Source organism: Chitinophaga sp., from assembly GCF_035538455.1.
In the GTDB taxonomy this organism is placed as follows: Bacteria; Bacteroidota; Bacteroidia; order Chitinophagales; family Chitinophagaceae; genus Chitinophaga.
Window position 1 is genome coordinate 61,896 of the sequence record NZ_DATLKJ010000177.1, and the last position, 17,451, is coordinate 79,346.

General features: G+C 46.4%; 14 protein-coding genes. 6 read left to right on the top strand and 8 right to left on the bottom strand.

The features are described 5' to 3' along the window. Entirely contained in the window at positions 1-741 is a 741-nt protein-coding gene (locus tag VM802_RS21425) for a TrmH family RNA methyltransferase (RefSeq protein WP_325534389.1), read from the bottom strand. A gap of 152 nt (positions 742-893) precedes the next feature. On the opposite strand from VM802_RS21425, the gene tamL reads away from it, so the two are divergent. Further along, positions 894-3,278, top strand: coding sequence for a translocation and assembly module lipoprotein TamL (gene tamL, locus VM802_RS21430; protein WP_325534391.1), 2,385 nt, complete (start codon positions 894-896; stop codon positions 3,276-3,278). Here tamL and truB read toward each other — a convergent pair. Next, the gene (gene truB / locus VM802_RS21435) at positions 3,259-3,951 is read right to left on the bottom strand and encodes a tRNA pseudouridine(55) synthase TruB (protein ID WP_325534393.1); all 693 of its coding nucleotides are present in this window, start codon (positions 3,949-3,951) and stop codon (positions 3,259-3,261) included. The genes tamL and truB overlap by 20 nt on opposite strands. Before the next feature lie 131 nt (positions 3,952-4,082). Here truB and VM802_RS21440 point away from each other — a divergent pair, with 131 nt between their 5' ends. Further along, complete coding sequence (locus VM802_RS21440) at positions 4,083-4,883, top strand: class I SAM-dependent methyltransferase (RefSeq protein ID WP_325534395.1); 801 nt, start codon at positions 4,083-4,085, stop codon at positions 4,881-4,883. A gap of 262 nt (positions 4,884-5,145) precedes the next feature. On the opposite strand, the gene VM802_RS21445 is transcribed toward VM802_RS21440, so the two are convergent. The 3 genes from VM802_RS21445 to VM802_RS21455 form a co-directional block, all read right to left on the bottom strand. Then, a complete protein-coding gene (locus VM802_RS21445; RefSeq protein ID WP_325534397.1) occupies positions 5,146-5,877 on the bottom strand; it encodes a shikimate dehydrogenase family protein in 732 nt (243 codons plus the stop codon). 92 nt (positions 5,878-5,969) lie between these two features. Next, positions 5,970-6,734 (bottom strand): phosphosulfolactate synthase, encoded by a 765-nt coding sequence (locus VM802_RS21450; RefSeq protein WP_325534399.1) that lies wholly within the window; start codon positions 6,732-6,734, stop codon positions 5,970-5,972. A gap of 184 nt (positions 6,735-6,918) precedes the next feature. Continuing rightward, positions 6,919-8,340 (bottom strand): tetratricopeptide repeat protein, encoded by a 1,422-nt coding sequence (locus tag VM802_RS21455; protein WP_325534401.1) that lies wholly within the window; start codon positions 8,338-8,340, stop codon positions 6,919-6,921. A 151-nt stretch (positions 8,341-8,491) separates the two neighbouring features. Here VM802_RS21455 and VM802_RS21460 point away from each other — a divergent pair, with 151 nt between their 5' ends. Then, positions 8,492-8,893 (top strand): hypothetical protein, encoded by a 402-nt coding sequence (locus tag VM802_RS21460; RefSeq protein ID WP_325534403.1) that lies wholly within the window; start codon positions 8,492-8,494, stop codon positions 8,891-8,893. A gap of 81 nt (positions 8,894-8,974) precedes the next feature. Here VM802_RS21460 and VM802_RS21465 read toward each other — a convergent pair whose 3' ends face one another. The 3 genes from VM802_RS21465 to pafA all read right to left on the bottom strand — a co-directional run bounded on the left by VM802_RS21465 (position 8,975) and on the right by pafA (position 12,214). After that, positions 8,975-9,622 carry a hypothetical protein gene (locus VM802_RS21465; RefSeq protein ID WP_325534404.1) on the bottom strand — a complete coding sequence of 216 codons (648 nt, stop codon included), beginning with the start codon at positions 9,620-9,622 and terminating at the stop codon, positions 8,975-8,977. Between the two features lie 43 nt (positions 9,623-9,665). Next, complete coding sequence (locus tag VM802_RS21470; RefSeq protein ID WP_325534406.1) at positions 9,666-10,445, bottom strand: enoyl-CoA hydratase/isomerase family protein; 780 nt, start codon at positions 10,443-10,445, stop codon at positions 9,666-9,668. Between the two features lie 98 nt (positions 10,446-10,543). Beyond that, positions 10,544-12,214, bottom strand: a complete 1,671-nt coding sequence (gene pafA / locus VM802_RS21475; RefSeq protein ID WP_325534408.1) for an alkaline phosphatase PafA — start codon at positions 12,212-12,214, stop codon at positions 10,544-10,546. A gap of 168 nt (positions 12,215-12,382) precedes the next feature. Between pafA and VM802_RS21480 the strand changes: the two genes are divergently transcribed. From VM802_RS21480 to VM802_RS21490, 3 genes are all read left to right on the top strand, one after another. Next, positions 12,383-13,624 (top strand): aminotransferase class I/II-fold pyridoxal phosphate-dependent enzyme, encoded by a 1,242-nt coding sequence (locus VM802_RS21480; protein ID WP_325534410.1) that lies wholly within the window; start codon positions 12,383-12,385, stop codon positions 13,622-13,624. Between the two features lie 771 nt (positions 13,625-14,395). Continuing rightward, entirely contained in the window at positions 14,396-15,472 is a 1,077-nt protein-coding gene (locus tag VM802_RS21485; RefSeq protein WP_325534412.1) for a PepSY-associated TM helix domain-containing protein, read from the top strand. 2 nt (positions 15,473-15,474) lie between these two features. Beyond that, positions 15,475-17,451: TonB-dependent receptor (locus VM802_RS21490; RefSeq protein WP_325534414.1), on the top strand; the 1,977-nt coding region annotated here is incomplete at its 3' end.

A 17,451-nucleotide genomic window follows, 5' to 3' on the forward strand; every position in this document is an offset into this window, starting at 1 on the left:
TCAGATTAGCAGTCGTCCGCAGATGATGCCCGCAGCCACAGCTGCATTCAGCGATTCTGCCCCTCCCAGCCGGGGAATAGTAATACGGTGTGTAGCCATGTCCGTTATATCAGAGGTAAGCCCTCTCCCTTCGTTGCCGATCAGGATAATGCCTTCACGGATAACCGGGTAGGTTGTAATGTCCTTTCCATGCAGTGTGGCCGCATAAGAAGGCAGGCTTGTATGCTGTAGCAGTTCTTTTATATCATATTCGGATATGCCGACACGTGCAATACTCCCCATAGTAGCCTGTATCGTTTTAGGGTTATACACATCCACACAATCGGGAGAGCAGACAATCTGCGGGATACCGAACCAATCAGCGATGCGTATCAGCGTGCCCATATTACCGGGATCCTGTATAGCCTCCAGAGCCAGTACAACGGTACCTGGTTGAGGCAGCTGTACCTCCGCCCGCGGCATATCCAGTAGTGCCATTGCATTGTGCGGAGTGGTGAGCGCTGATAACTGTTTCAGTACAGCCCCATCTACTTCCTTTACACTATCAGCCGGCAGGCGGCTAAGTAAATTGGCGTGAGCTTCCAGCCAGTCTTTAGTAGCATATACCACTTTCACGGGCATGCCCGCCTGTAGCAGCTCCTGCACAATTTTATCTCCTTCCGCAATATACTGGCTGGATTTTTGACGGTTTTTTTTGTTCTGTAATGATTGAATATATTTAATTTGCGCCTTTGACAACATGGGCCAAACCTACACGATTTCTTTTAATCAGCCAAGAAGGGCGTGGTTAGCGGCTCTGTATAGGTTTACCTTTTTAAAATATTAATAACGCTTTGCCCGTGATGCAGCCGCCACAAAAATCAAAATTTCATCTGCCGGAATATTTGTTGCTTATGGCTGCACTGCTGTTACTGGCTGCCTGCTCCAATACCAAATACCTTCAGAAGGATCAGTCTCTATATATCAGCAGTAAGGTAAATGTGAAGGGAGAGATCCTCAATTCCGAAAAGCAGGACCTGAAGAATGCCCTTAGCTCTAAATCACTGATGACACAGCAGCCCAACAAAAAGCTGCTCAATACCCGCATTAAGGTATGGCTGTACAATCAGAAGTATAACGAGAAGAAATCAAACTGGTTCTGGAACATCGTGCTGTCCAAAAGAAACCTGGAAGCACCTGTGATCTATGACTCCGCCAAAACCCGCGAGTCTGCAACCCGCATGACCAGCTACCTTCATAATCAGGGATTCTTTTACGCCACTGTCACCTCAGAACAAAAAGAGGCACGTCATAAAACCAGTGTTACCTATAATGTAGCCACAGGCAGGAACTTTGTAATGGACAAGATCACTTACAACGTCTCGGACACCGCCATACTGGACATCGTAAAAGCCAATCAACAGCTGTCACTGCTCCAGAAAGGTATGCCCTATAAGTCCTCCACATTGTCATCCGAAAGGGAAAGATTAATGCGCCTGATCAGAGATGCCGGCTATTACAAATTCAACCGGGATGCCATAGAATATACTGTGGATACAATCAATAAGGCATTGTTCCGCAATACCCTCAACCCATTCGAAGGATTTGTAAATATCTTCAACGAGAATAAAGGAAGAGAGAAATCCACCATGGATGTGGAGGTGATCATCAAAAATCCGGAAGACTCCTCCAATGCTCTCTGGCATAAATATCACATCGGCAGGATCTACGCCTATCCCGATTTTCCACTGAATGGCACTCCCAACGACACCTCCCTTAAAGAAGACGTTAGGAAATATATCACCGTAAGATCGCACCAGGAAATACTGAAACCACGCATACTTTCAAGGTCCATACTGCTCAGGCCCGGAGAAACTTACTCCATGCAACAGTACAATAATACCGTCAACAAGCTGTACGACCTCGGCGTATGGCAGTTTGTAACGTTGCAGTATAAAGAAAACAAAGACTCCTCCAACGTACTGGATGCCTACCTGTTCCTTACGCCCCGTAAGAAACAGGAAATGGGTGTCAACTTTGAATTGAGTAATAGTTCTGATTATCTCCTGGGTTCAGGTATCAGCATTAACTATAAGCACATTAACCTTGCGCGCAGCGCTACACAGCTCGGCCTCACCATACACACCGGTATCGAGCTGATACAACCTTCCAACCAGGGATGGCAGGTACAGGCCAAAGAATTTGGTGGCGAGGTAAGCCTTTCCTGGCCCCGCTTTGCACTGCCTTTCCGTATAAAACAGGCAGGCCGGTCCAACGTAAAAACAAGACTCACACTGGGCGCCAATTATCTCTCCCGCGTAGAGAAGTTCGACATCAAAAGTATCAACGCCTCCTATGGCTACGACTGGAATGAAACACTCTACAAGCGTTGGATCGTGAAACCTTTTACGCTGAACTATGTTGGCGTAACGCTTAACCAGGAATTTAGAGATTCCACCGTAGATAAAAACCCCTACCTGAAGCGCAGCTTTGAGCCTGCACTTATTGGCGGGGAAAGCGTTTCCTTTATCTTCAGCAATAATGATATTCTGCATCAGCGTCATTACACCTATTTCAGAATAAACATCGAAGAATCAGGTCTCTGGCTCAATGGTATCAATAGTGCATTAAATGGCATCTCCGGTAAAAAGACCAACCTCGAAACCCTTACAGACGTCGGTATATCTAATTTCGTGAAGGTGGAGCTGGACTATCGTCATTACTGGAAGCTGGGTATTCACAGCGGAGTTGCTACCAGGGCCTACGCCGGTGTAGGTATCCCTTACAGTTACTCTCAGGTACTGCCTTATGTCCGTCAGTTCACAGCAGGCGGCCCTAACAGTATCCGAGCATGGCGCCTGCGTACGCTGGGCCCCGGCTCTTATAAAGATTACTCCACAACAGCCCAGATATTCCCCGACCAAACCGGCGATCTGAAGCTGGAAGGCAATGTGGAATATCGTTTTGATCTGTTACGTATGTTTGGTGGCACCATCAACCTCAAAGGTGCTACCTTCCTGGATATGGGAAACATCTGGATGGTAAACAAAGATCCGGACAGACCCGGCTCAGAATTCCATCTGAACCAGCTCTATCATGACCTGGCAATTGGCACCGGGGCAGGCCTGCGCCTCGACTTCTCCTTCTTCCTCATCCGCATGGACTGGGGTATACCGCTGAAAGTGCCTTACTACACCGGCAACAGCAACGGCTGGTATCTCAAAGAGTGGGATCTGGGAAGCGGCAAATGGCGCAGGGAAAATATTATCTGGAACGTGGCTATTGGTTATCCGTTTTAGGGACGGTATTGCTCGCAATGAAATGATCCATGTCTTCAGCATCCTCCAATCTGAATTCCCCGATACGGGTTCTGCAAAGGCTGCTCAGGTAAGCCCCACAACCTAAAGCAGCACCATAGTCGTTGGCCAGGGAACGTATATACGTGCCCGTGCTGCACACTACACGGAAATGTACAACAGGCAGTTCTATCTTCGTGATTTCAAATTCGTTGATAACAATTTTGCGTGGCTCCACTTTCACATCCACACCTTTTCTTGCCAGCAGGTAAATAGGTTTACCGTTCTGTTTGATAGCAGAGTGAATCGGAGGCAGCTGCATAATTTCGCCCGTAAATGCGGCAGTAGCGGCTTTCAGGGTAGCCTCATCAATTCCGCTGATGTCTTTGAAATTTTCAGGTTCAGATTCCTTATCGAAAGTAGGCGTGGTGGCGCCCAGCGTAAAGGTCCCGGTATACTCCTTCTCCTGTGCCTGGTATTCATTTATTTTCTTCGTCATTTTACCGGTGCAGCAAATGAGCAATCCGGTGGCCAGCGGATCAAGCGTGCCGGCATGACCTATCTTGGCTTTGGTGAGATTTCTGATCTTACGTACTACATCGAAGGAAGTCCACGTTAAAGGCTTGTTTATCAGGATCACTGCTCCTTCCTGGTAGTTTACTTTGTTGGTATGCATTTCGCAAAGATAGAGAAGATGCAGGCAATAAACAGCTTTTGAACGGGTCAGGAAGAATTACTACCAAAGTAAATTGACAATAAGGCGGATAAATGAATGGCTTTTCCCTATTTTCACACAATTTTCAGAATATGTCATTAGAACATCACAAAGACGCATCGCTAAGGTTTCAGCAACAGGTGGACAATTCGAGAGACTATGTAATTCCTTTCATTCAGCAGGAATTCCCTGAACTCAGGGGACTGCGCGTAATGGAAGTGGGTTGCGGAGAAGGCGGTGTGCTGGCTCCATTGCTGGAGAAAGGCTGTAACTGTGTGGGCGTGGACCTGGTGCCCTACAGAATTGAGCTTGCCCGGAACTTCCTCGGGCAGTACTCGCAAAATGGTCAGCTCAGACTTATTGCAAAGAATATCTACGATGTGGACTTTCTTGGCGAATTCCGGAACTCATTTGATATCATTATCCTGAAAGACGCCATAGAACACATTCCTGACCAGGAAAAGATCATCGGCCATCTCAAACAGCTGCTTAGTCCACGCGGACAAGTATATTTCGGTTTTCCACCCTGGTATATGCCGCATGGCGGTCATCAGCAGATCTGTGAAAACAAATTCCTGAGCATGGTTCCATATATCCATCTTCTTCCCAGACCCTTATATAAGGGCGTACTGCGCATATTCGGAGAAAAACAGGATACTATCATCGATCTGATGGATGTGAAATCCACTGGTATTTCTATTGAACGCTTTGAGCGTATTGTAAAGCGTCAGCAATATAAAATTACACAGCGCAGGTTTTATCTCATCAACCCGATCTATAAATATAAGTTTGGCGTTAACGCCAGGAAACAATGGGGCCCTATTGCAGCCATTCCATATGTAAGGGATTTCCTGACTACCTGCGTATACTATATGATCAAACCCGAACAATGATTCTTATGATTTTTGAGATTTTTCCTGATGCGCGAAGATGGTAAGATCTGATTAACAAAAAATGATAAAATCGAAAGCCACTTCCAGAAAAGGTTTCAGCTGGAAGGAGCTTTCGATTTTATTAAATATCTCAATCTTCACTCGGATATCTCAATCTTCACTCAGAATAATCAGATGAATCATATAAATCATATAAATCACAGTTCAGACAATTATCCATCGCAATCTTCGCTCATCAGGAAAAACCTCAAAATCACAATGATCATTGTCCCCAAATCTCCCATGATGCTTCTGCCTGTAATATGAGCATTTCATGCCCGTTCTTGATGGCAGCGCCTTGCGCAGCTCCCTTCTGCAGGAACAGCGTTTCAGCGGGATTATATACCAGATCATACAGCAGGTGCTGCGAAGTGATATACTGGTAAGGGATTTCAGGAGCGGTGTCTACACGGGGATACATTCCCAATGGTGTAGTATTGATAATAAGTGTATGCGTTGCTATGATATCCTTGTTGAGAGAGTCGTAGCTGATGGTGCTGTCAGATGCCTGACGGCTTACAATGGTAAAAGGTATCTCCAGCTCTTCCAGTGAAAACATCACGGCTTTGGCAGCTCCACCGGTGCCCAGTACGAGCGCACGGGTATGTTGTGGCTGCAACAAAGGTTGCAGGGAGTTTTTAAACCCGATCACATCAGTATTGTAGCCAATCTTTTTCCCATTGCTGAAGCGGATACAGTTTACGGCGCCTATACGGCCAGCCGCCTTGCTCAGTTCATCGAGATGGGGAATGATAACTTCTTTGTAAGGGATGGTCACGTTAAGTCCGCAAAGATCCGGGTGTTGCTGCAACAGTGCCGGAAAATCGCTGATATCCGGGATAGGGAAGTTTTCGTATATGCATCCCGCGATATTCTCCTGTTCAAATTTTTTGGCGAAGAATCCTTTGGAGAAGGAATGGCTAAGCGGATAACCAATAAGGCCATAGACTTTCATGAAGCAGTGTTGAGTTTTTCATCTTTGATTTTTGCATGCAGCCATATTCTTTGACGGATCTGCATACAAAAATCAAAAAAAAAGGGAATGATTTATTCCTTATCGAGGAACAGATGGAAGGTATCGCCTCTTAAGCCGATGCGCATGGCTTCCAGGGAAATCACTTCATTAGGCGCCAGGTTGCCGAGGTTCGCGTTACAGCCAACCAGCTCCAGGAAGTACAGCTGTTGCGCTTTCTGGGGAGCTTCCCAGATGATCTTTTCAGCAGGTATCTGTGTCAGGATTTCCTGTACGAGGCCCTCGCGTACTTCGCCGCTGCCACGGTAGATACCAACGTTACCGCTTTCGCGTGCTTCCGCGATTACGTAAGAAGCACCTGCAGAAAGTTCTGCACTCATCAGTTCTATCCATTTATACGGAGGAATGATGTGTTCAGCATCTTTGGAACCTACTTCGCTGAGCACCAGTCCTATTTTGGATAGCTTTTCAATATAACCGCATTTCTCTGCATGAGGTATAATGATAGATCCGTCTGATACTTCCATGTAGCTGATACCGTAGTCTTTCACCAATTTTACATACTCATCAAACTGGTTGCGGATCAGGAATGCTTCAAATAAAGTACCGCCAAAGTATACCGGAATATTTGCCGCTTGGTACAGTTCTATCTTTGCGCGGAGGTTGGGCGTGACAAAAGCAGTACCAAAGCCCAGTTTCAGAATATCTACGTGCGGGCTCGACGCCGATAAAAAATTTCTTGCTTCTTCCAAACTTAGCCCCTTGTCCATCACCATAGTAAGCCCATGGGTGCGGGGTTTCTTTGTCCTTTCCGGGATTTGTGTCAGATTAAAATTCATTTGAAATATTTTTATCTCCTTATACGGTCAGTAAAACACTCACTGGTTTAGCCGGAGGTAATACGGAACACCTTAGCAACCATTTTAGTAACCGGAAAATACATATGGCTTCCTCTATGACAATTATTAAAAGCCGCGCGCAAAAATAAGAAGTATACTTTATTTTAAAAGTAAATAACATTGGTTAACGTTTGCGGCGGTACTGAGCGATCAGGTCAACCACACTCACATGTTGCAAAATGGCGGGGTCAAGTTCCACCAGTTTCTTCAGGATCTTGGGAGCCTGCTGCAGCGCTGTTTCCAGATGCAGTAAGCCTTCTTTGGTTTTTCCCATAGCTATTAAGATAGCTGCACGGTAATAAACAAACACCGGTTTGCGGCCGGCTTTTTCTTCAGCTGTAGTCAATTGGGTAAGCGCCTCATCCAGGAAACCTGATACATAGAGCCCTTTTACCAGCTCCTGCCAGGGTTGGGCACTCTTCGGACGGATGCGCACCGCATTCATGAAATACATCAGCGCATCCTTATCCTTGCCCATTTCCAGGTAACATTCGCCCAGGCTCATGTTGTACTCTGCGCTTTGCTTGTTCAGCTTGAGTGCATTCAACAGCGACTTAGCTGCGTTCTCCCAGTTTTCCTCCATCATATAGGCCACCGCAATTTTGTAATACAGCTTGTCATCATTAGGGCTCAGGTGGGAAGCCTTACGGTAGTAATAGCGGGCCTGGGTATACTTGCGTTGCCGTTCATAACAATGTCCTATGGCTTCATAGATCACGTCTTCCGGCTTAGCTATCTCCAGGTGTTTTTGAAGTACTTCTATGGCGTCAGCATATTTGCGCAGGCGGATATAGGCATCCCCCATGTTGCGATATGCATAGTCAAATTTCTCGTCGATGGCCACAGCATACTGATATGCATCGATGGCCTTCTCATATAATTTCAGCCCCTGATAAGCCGTACCCAGGTTAAACCAGGCCAGGTGATTAAAGGGGTGCTCATCTATAATATGGTTATGCAGACGGATGCTTTCCTCATTACGACCCGTAAACTCTGTCCAGAAGCAGATCTTGTGAAGCGCCTCCTCATTGTTGGGATCATGCTCCAATGCCATTTTCAGACAATCGAACACTTTCTCAAACTCCTCCCAGTCGTCATACACATCTGCCAGTTCCAGCAACAGCTCTGTCCGGTCCTCCCCGTCAAACTGTTCAATCTTCTCATTCAGCAAATCAGCAGCCTTCTGGTGCTGGTTCAGAGCCAGGTAAACGTCTGTCTGCAGTATATAAAGGTTAATATCGTTTCGGTCAAGAAGTGAGGCCTTATCCAGCAGATCCAGGGCTTCCCGGTACTTTTTGGTCTCTATCAGCAAGTTGGCCTTTTTAAGCAATAGTGCAGATGAATAGGGGAATTGAGCGATAGCGATCTCTGCAGCCTGCAATGCCGTCGGCATTTCGTCATGCTCGTCATAATAGTCGATGATCTGTTCAAAGGAATCCTCGTCCAAAAAAGAATGAGACTTTCCCGCCCTGAGATTTTCAAACTGTTGCAACAAATCTCTCAGATCATCAAAATCCTCGTTTAAAAAAGAAAAGTCCTTACTCATTTGATGTAAATATAAGACATTTATCTATCTACGTCATTGCAGTTGTGTTAACCGTTTATAAACTTTTTAACATTTTATTAAGAATTTATCGTAAATTGCGTTAAGAATTTGTTATATAAACGAATCAAAAAGTTCGTATATTTGTGATACAATGAAAACGAGAACTAACATATTGCGCACATTTTCATTGTCCTGCCTGCTGGTAGGGGCTTTAGCGCTTATAGCCCACAGCGCGCTGGCCAATAGTAACAACTCTTGGCTGACAGATAATGAAAAAGATAAGGTCAAAAAGACCGACAACACCTTCTTCGTGTTGAATACTGCCATTCCTAAAACTAACCTTAGACTGGATGCAAGCTATCGTTATGGCGGCAGTTATACCTCAGACTTTAAGTTTACGAATACCAATACAATCAACGTAAAGTCTGTAATGACATACACCAAAGGTAACATCACCTATGTTGTTCCTTACTCTGTTTCCGTGCCTCAACAGATGCCTGGAAACATGAACTTCCAGAAACTGCAGATCATTCTGCCACTTAAAAAAGGCTAAATTTTACGTTTCTTCAAGTACAAAATATAAAGCCGGTCAGACATCTGACCGGCTTTTTTATCGATAAATCAAGTATTTACATTACATCTTTTTCAGCTCTTCCTGACTAATTTCCTTATACCCCGTTTTAGGAATATCGAAATAGGATGCCGGTATTGGGAACAGTTCCACCTTGGTGGCCACCATCTTCATTTTCGAGCCGGTTTTAGTAATGATCTCAAATTCCAGCGGTAAACCCTTCAGGTTTACAAAACGCCTGTTATACTGCCTGTTTTCCGGCTGCAGATCCGGAGTGTAATACACGTCAAACGTCTTTCCGTCCGCCATCGTACCAATAGCCTTCTTGCAGCTGTATCCTGCAATCTCCTTACTGCCCGCCTCATCTTTAAAAACAACACTCTCATATTGCTTAAGATCTTTCTCGTACTGGTCTTTGCCAGCACGGATCAGATACTTGGTGCCATGCTGGTCTATCAGCGTAGTCATTGTTTCATCTTTACTGTTGATCAGGTAAGTATAGCGAACAATATTGAAATCCATATCTACCCTGCTTAATGGCCCCCGCATATATTGCGTCAGGGTGCTGCCTTCCAGCATAGCGTCCATTTGCAGCTGCTCTGGCGGCAGATCTACTTTATAAACAATCTTCGCATCAGAAACAGAACGTTGTGCCAGCAGAGAACCTGCAAAACACAAAAGGAAGAAAGTTAAAAACAACCGGTGTGACATAATTCAGTGTTATTGGTTTGTGGTGTATCTGTTAATGGTTATACTACCAGGTAATTTTCTCTTTATTCAGGAAAGAGGCTATTCCTCTTTTACAATCATCATGTCCACGGGTGGCGGCATTCAGTTCCGCTGCATGCTCCAACCCTTCATCCAGGGATAAGTCCAACACTGTGCCAATCAATTTTTTGGTCATATTCAGCGAATTGGCAGAAGCCTCGTTACACAAGCCAGCAGCTACTTTCGCCACATGTTCACTAATTTTCTCCGCGGGTATCACCGCATTGATCAACCCATCTTGTGCGGCTTTCTCAGCCATGATAAGCCTGCCCGTAAGCAATAATTCACGCGCCCTTCCCTCTCCTATCTTTCTCACCAGGAATACTGCTACCAGCGCCGGAATAAAGCCGATCTTCACCTCTGTATAGCCCAGCATAGCCTCAGGCACAGCATAACTGAGATCGCATAACGTTACCAGTCCGCAGCCGCCTGCTACCGCATGGCCTTCTACCTGCGCGATCACTATCTTGTTCAGCTGATAAATCTCACGGAATAACTGCATGAGTTGCCGGGAATCGGCCAGGTTTTCATCATAGGTGTTCTTCTGCAGCTGTTGCAGATACTCCAGGTCTGCCCCGGCACAAAATGCCTCCCCATTGCCTTTCAGTACAATAACTTTTACCTGGTCATCTGCTGCTGCCCTGCGGATAGCCTGGTATAACTCCTCCACCAGCAGGGCGTTCAGGGCATTTCTTTTCTCCGGGCGGTTCAGGGTAATGGTGGCAACCCGTGAAGACACTTCATACAGTATGAATGAATAGGACATAATAATAGCTTTAGCCTTCAAATTTTAGCCTTTAGCTCTAACTCATACAAGTTATAACTAAAGGCTATGAAGTATTATTATGGCAATCTAAGAAAAAATTACTTATTGGTGATCTCACCGATGACCTGCCCCACATTACCGCTTGGCATCTGTATATGCAGCAACGCAGCCAGGGTGGGCGCAATATCAGTCATACCAACAGTCCGGTTGGTTTTACCGGGATGAACGCCCCATCCCATCCATACCAGCGGGATATGCGCATCATAGGGATACCATACACCGTGGGTGGTGCCTGTACTGCCGCCGTCAATATATCCGGGGGTAAGCGCAATTTGTATGTCCCCGCTTCTTTTAGTATTGAAGCCGTTGTTCATCATCGTGCGCATAGGTTCTGGCAGATTGGTCACCATAAGATCTTTCAGCGGGAATGCCTTGGCTATAGCAGGAGATTTCAGCAGCTCCGCGATAATAAAGTCCTGAATATCAGATTTATTCTTGCCGGAATTGGCAATAGCGCCATTATTGAGCCATATCTGGTAGTTATCCACACCCTCGACAGCATTCTTCAAGCCAAATCTCTCTGCCACCTTATTGTTCAGATCTTTCTGGGCAGCGCCGTCATCCCAGGTACCGCCCGGAAGCTTGTTCTCCTGCATAAAGCCAGGAACATGTGCTACCCCGTGGTCTGCTGTGATGAAAAACAGGTACTTCCCTTTACCGATCTTGGCGTCAAGATACTGGAAGAAGGTAGCCAGGTCATGATCCAGGCGCAGATAAGTGTCTTCCGCCTCTATAGAGTTAGGCCCAAACTGGTGACCTACATAATCCGTAGAAGAAAGGCTGATAGCCAGGAAGTCGGTTACAGGCCCTTTGCCCAGATCGTAGGCTTCCAGGGCCTTTTTGGCAAATTCCAGGGTCATGGTGTTGCCAAAAGGAGAAGCCGCAATGGAACCATTGGCCATATTGCTCAGGTCATGCGGGAATGAGCTGCCGGAAGCATTTTTATATCTGCCTTCGTACGCTTTTTCATCTGCTGTGCTGAGGGTATAGGAAGAAGCCGGATACAGCGTGGTCCAGGGCTTGCTCAGGTACTGCTGTGGCCATTTCTGGTTATTGAACGCCTGTGCCCATGCAGGCAGGGTATTCATATAGTAAGTGCTGGTTACCCAGTTGCCGGTACTGCCGTCATACCAGTAGGCCGCATTGGCACTGTGTCCGGCCGGGAGAATAGCTCCACGGTCCTTAATAGCCACACCAATCACTTTACTCTGGAAATTATTGGATAACTTTAACTCATCGCCGATTGTGGTCACCAGCATATTGCGCGGACTCATTTTACCGGCTGCGGAGGTACTGCCTACCGTAGTTACCGTAGAATCTTCAGCACAATATACCTTGCGTCCCAGTTCCCTGCTATACCAGGTGTTGCCGATAACACCATGAACAGCAGGCACAGAACCAGTATACACACAGGTATGACCACAGGCTGTAATGGTGGGTGTATAGTTGATCAGGGTATTTTCGCAGGAGAAACCCTCCTGTAACAATCTTTTGAATCCACCGGTACCATATCTGCTGCCATAGCGGTACAGGTAATCCCAGCGCATCTGGTCTACCACCATTCCTACAATTAATTTTGGCCCGACTGTTGCCTGTTTGTTTTTTGAAACGTCATGATGATTGAATGGCTTTGGCGAAGTAGCTTTCTGCGCTTGTACAACCGGCGCCAGGAACATTAATCCGGCCGCCAACAGATTGTTTAGTTTCATTGGATTGTCACTGAGTTTTAAGGTGTGCGTATTGTTAATTTACCGGTTATCAGGGATCTGGCCCGGAAAGACGATGGCAAATGTAATCCAAGTTTACAAAAAGTAATATTTTAATACCTTTGTGACCGTTTTTATCGCAAGCATTTAACCATTACATAATAATAGCGTATGGATATTTTCGAGAAACTGCTGAAACATATGGGTCCCATCGGGGAACATTCAGACAGAGCCCACGGCTATTTCGCATTCCCTAAATTGGAGGGTGAAATAGGCCCCCGCATGAAATTCCGGGGCAAAGAGAAAATCGTATGGAGCCTGAATAACTATCTGGGTCTGGCCAACCACCCGGAAGTTCGTGCCACTGACGGGCAGGCAGCCGTTGAATATGGTCTCGCTACGCCAATGGGCGCCCGCATGATGAGCGGTAACACCAATTTTCATGAGCAGCTGGAAAGAGAGCTTTCCGAATACATGGGTAAAGAAGATACCACACTGGTTAACTACGGCTACCAGGGGTTTATGAGCGCTATCGACGCTATCTGCAACCGCAGAGACATCATCGTTTACGACGGTGAAGCGCACGCCTGCCTGATCGATGGCCTCCGCCTGCACCAGGGACACCGCTACGTGTTCAAACACAACGACATCGAAGACCTGGAAAAACAACTGAAACGTGCTACTGAACTGTCTAAAACCAGCGGCGGCGGTATCCTCGTGATCACCGAAGGCGTATTCGGTATGGCCGGTGACCAGGGTAAACTGAAAGAAATCGCAGCTTTAAAGGATAAATTTGAATTCCGCCTGCTCGTAGACGATGCCCACGGCTTCGGTACGATGGGTAAAACAGGCGCCGGTACCAGTGAAGAACAAGGTGTTCAGGACAAGATTGACCTCCTGTTCAACACTTTCGCCAAATCCGGAGCTTCCATCGGTGGCTTCATCAGTGGTGAGAAAGCTATTATCAATTACCTGCGCTACAACATGCGCTCTCAGATCTTTGCCAAATCACTGCCATTGCCTGTCGTGATAGGCCACCTGAAGCGCGTACAGCTGATGCGCAACCATCCTGAACTGAAAGCCAAACTGTGGGAAAATGTCAATAAACTGCAGGAAGGCCTCAAAGCCCGTGGATTCAACATTGGCCGCACTAACTCCCCCGTTACGCCAATCTACCTGCAGGGCGATATTCCTGAAGCGACCGCCATGTGCCTCGACCTGCGCGAAAACTATAATATCTTCTGCTCTATCGTTGTATACCCGGTAATTCCAAAAGGCCAGATCATCTACCGCCTGATCCCTACCGCAGCCCACAACGACGAAGATATCGAACTGACCCTCAAGGCTTTCAGCGAAACTAAAGCCAAACTGGATCAGAAAGTATACGAAGTGGCAGAAATTCCAATGGTATAATTTCGTTTTATCTGCAATAAAAGTAACCGGAAGGTGCTGGCTTAAGCCATTAAAAGGCTGAAAACCAGCACCTTCCGGATTTTTATGGTACTACACATCCCCGGGTCATACCCGTATCAACCCCGTATCAAGTCCACGTATACTCCTGTAATCCAGTACTGACGCGGGATACAGCGTGGTGGTTTCTCACTGGTTAACGCCTGTCTTATTAGCTATCAGGTATTTACTCAAAAACTGTCAAATGGAGAATTTATGGCATTTTCGGGGCATACAAAAGGGCTGAGTTTCCTCAGCCCTTACTACAAATCGTTCTTTCACTAGGTGTAAAAAATCACTAAATCTTCATCAGGACATGGTATATATGGTCTTCATAGAATTTGGAACTATTGAATGATTCCAACTGAATAGATAGTTTATATAGATTTACTATAATGCTGGATGTGATTTATTCGATCGTTTTCAAAAGTAGCGCACAATGGGCAGGATTAGCTACAACTAACGTTGTATTTTGTTAATAGGTTGTTAAAGTATATAAACTGCTACAATAAATCAGAAGAATGTCAAAAAAGCCCCTTTTTTCAGTGCTGACGGATAATTTTCCCTTTTGCGTAAACGCGTAGCCGCTTCCTGCGGTAACTTTGCGCCACAATGATAATAAACAGCACCCATTCTGTTTGTAACGTGTGTGCAACATAGACAACAAAGAATATAGCACTTTCGTGCCCCCTTTACTTGTCTTGTGAGGTCAGTTAATAAGGAAAATTCATTCGATTGAAACAATATCTGCGTAAGCAATTATTCCGTATACATCGTATCATCGGCCTGCTCGTAGGCGCCCTTCTGTTGTTATTGAGCACAACAGGAGCTATATTGGTTTTCAGCGAAGAAATTGATCATTCACTTCATAGCAATATTTATCACATTACACCAGGTACGCAGCCCAAACCGCTACAGGAGCTAATGAACCAGGCCAGGCTGTCGCTGCGCGGTAATGCACCCTACCTATACTTCCTCAGGCTGCCACAGGAACCGCAGGAACCGGCTGTCATACGCGCTGAATATTCCTCCGACCATAAGATATACATCTACCTGAATCCGTACACTGGAGAAGTAATACATCAACATACCGGTAAAGGCAACCTGAATGGGTTCCTGCTTTACCTCCACTTTACACTGCTCAGCGGGAAAACCGGCGCCACCATTATCCTTATAGGCGGTATACTGCTGCTGATTTCCGTAGTCACCGGGATACTGGTTTACCGTAAAGCTATCAGTAAAGTGCTTTTCTTCCGTGTGAAGCTGGAATGGCACAGCCGTACCCGTCGCTGGCGCAACCTGCATCGCATTGTAGGGGTATGGGCGCTTCTCTTCAATCTCCTGATCGCATTTACCGGCATCATGATAGAACGGAAGGTATTGGATGCCCGTAAGAAAGGCGACGATACAATAGCTACTCCTGCACTTGCTGTCAGCTATGAAACACTGCTGAGCAAAGCCCGGGCGCAGATCCCTGAATTCAAGCCGGTAAGCATACGTCCTCCTAAGAAGAACGGGGACCCGGTTCGTGTGCTGGGACACGCCAGGGAAGCCGCTTTCTGGGGATTATACAGCTCGTCCGTATTTTTTGATGCACATACCGGCAATGTTAAAAAAACGGTTGATTTCAGCCAGGCACCCTTCACAGATAAATTCAACGCCTGTATCGTACCGCTTCATTTCGGCAACTATGGCGGGATTCCGGTAAAAATACTCTACTCCCTGTTTGCGCTTACACCTGGCCTCTTGTCTGTATCAGGTTTCCTGATCTGGTATCGCAGGAAATACATTATTAAAACGCATCAACGCTAAACATGAATAAATTTCTAACACTGGGTCTCGTGGCCATGATCGCATGCCTGCATGCAACGGCACAAAAAATAGAAGGAACAATCAGGGATACAGCCCATACAGCAGTACCACTGCTGCGCGTATACCTGGCCGGTTCACAGAAACACGCTGTAACCGGCGCCAATGGCGCTTTTGTCATCAACGGTGTCAAACCTGGTAACTATACGCTTGTTGCTACCGGTATCGGCTATACGACACTGGAACAGCCCGTGACCGTAGCAGACAGCATCGTAAAGTTGGCGCTTACCATACAACCTTCCGACGTAGGGCTTAATGAAGTAGTGGTAACTGCCAGCCGCAATAAGGAAACACTGGGCACAGTTCCTTCTTCCATTACAATCATCAGCGGAAAACAACTGCGCGAACAAAGTGCCATCACTACAGACATCAACCAATTGCTGGGCATGAATGTGCCCGGACTTACGATGGGTACCAATACCTCCGCCAACAAAGGACAAACCCTGCGCGGGCGCGGCATGCTCATCATGATAGACGGAATACCGCAATCGACCCCGCTTCGCAACGGTGATAAAGACATGCGCAGTATAGATCCTGCTGTGATCGAAAGAATAGAAGTGATTAAAGGCGCCACCGCTATCTACGGTAATGGTGCAGACGGTGGTATCGTCAATTTCATCACCCAAAAAGCCAACAAGGACAAAGCATTCAGCGGCAGCACCGATATCAGTACCAGTGGTTCCCTTTCCAGTACGCCCAATAGTCTCGGCGCACGTGTATCGCAAACCTTCTCCGGCAAAGTGAATAAGTTTGATTATGTGATGAACGGCACCTATGAACAAACCGGCGTTAATAAAGACGCCAAAGGTGGCGTAATTGCGCCTTTTCAATCGCTCAGCCAGAACGAGAACGTGAATATCTTTGCAAAGCTGGGCTATGATTTCAACAGTAACAACCGGGTAGAAGTAATGTACAATTACTACCGTACCTTGCAGAACAGCACCTATATTGATTCCGGTGGCGTATACGGCAAAAGCCCACGTGTAGGCATTCCTGGCTCAGGTCCCGGTGACAAACAAGGCACGCCTTATAACCATAACGCCTATGTGAATTATATCAGTAAGAATATCTTCAAAAACACAGCACTCACTGTAAACCTTTACTACCAGGAATTCTACACCGTGTTTGAGTATTCCGACTTCTACTCTCCTCCCGGTAATTCGGCCATTACTTCCAAAAAGAAGGGCGTCCGCGCTAACTTCAATACCGTATTTAATTTCAGTCCCAATGTATTCGGAGACATTACCTGGGGTGTAGACATCCTGAATGATAAAACAGTACAACCCCTTACTGACGGAAGGGGCTTTGTACCGCAGATGGACATGAAGAATATTGCGCCCTATGCACAATTGAAAACATACCTGTTCAAAGATTTCCTGCTCAAAGCAGGTGTACGCTACGAAAATATTAAACTCGATATTCCTGACTACACCACCATCCGTTACGGTAACACACCGGATGCTTATCCCGGCGGTGTGTTTGTAAAAGGCGGCCGTCTGCCTTATGACGCACTGGTGTTTAATGCCGGCCTGCGTTACACCAAATTCCAGGCTTTCAATCCATTCGTAAGTTTCTCACAAAGCTTTTCATTGTATGACCTGGGACGTACACTGCGGCTTGCAAAAGATACCAGCATCGGGGCCAGTATCAGGACAATTGAAACAAAAGCGATCATCACCAACAACTATGAGATTGGCTTCAACAGTAATATCGGTCGTTTCAATGCGTCGGGCTCTTACTTCATCAGCACCTCCGAACTGGGTACCAGCCTGAAAGATGTAAACGGTGTGGCAGTACCGGAACGGGCGCCAGAACGCGTACAAGGCTTTGAGCTGACTGCTGCTTACCAGTTCCTGCCGAACCTGTCTGCAAACGCCTCTTATTCTCATGTAGAAGGCAAGAAAGAAGTAGACACCGGTAAA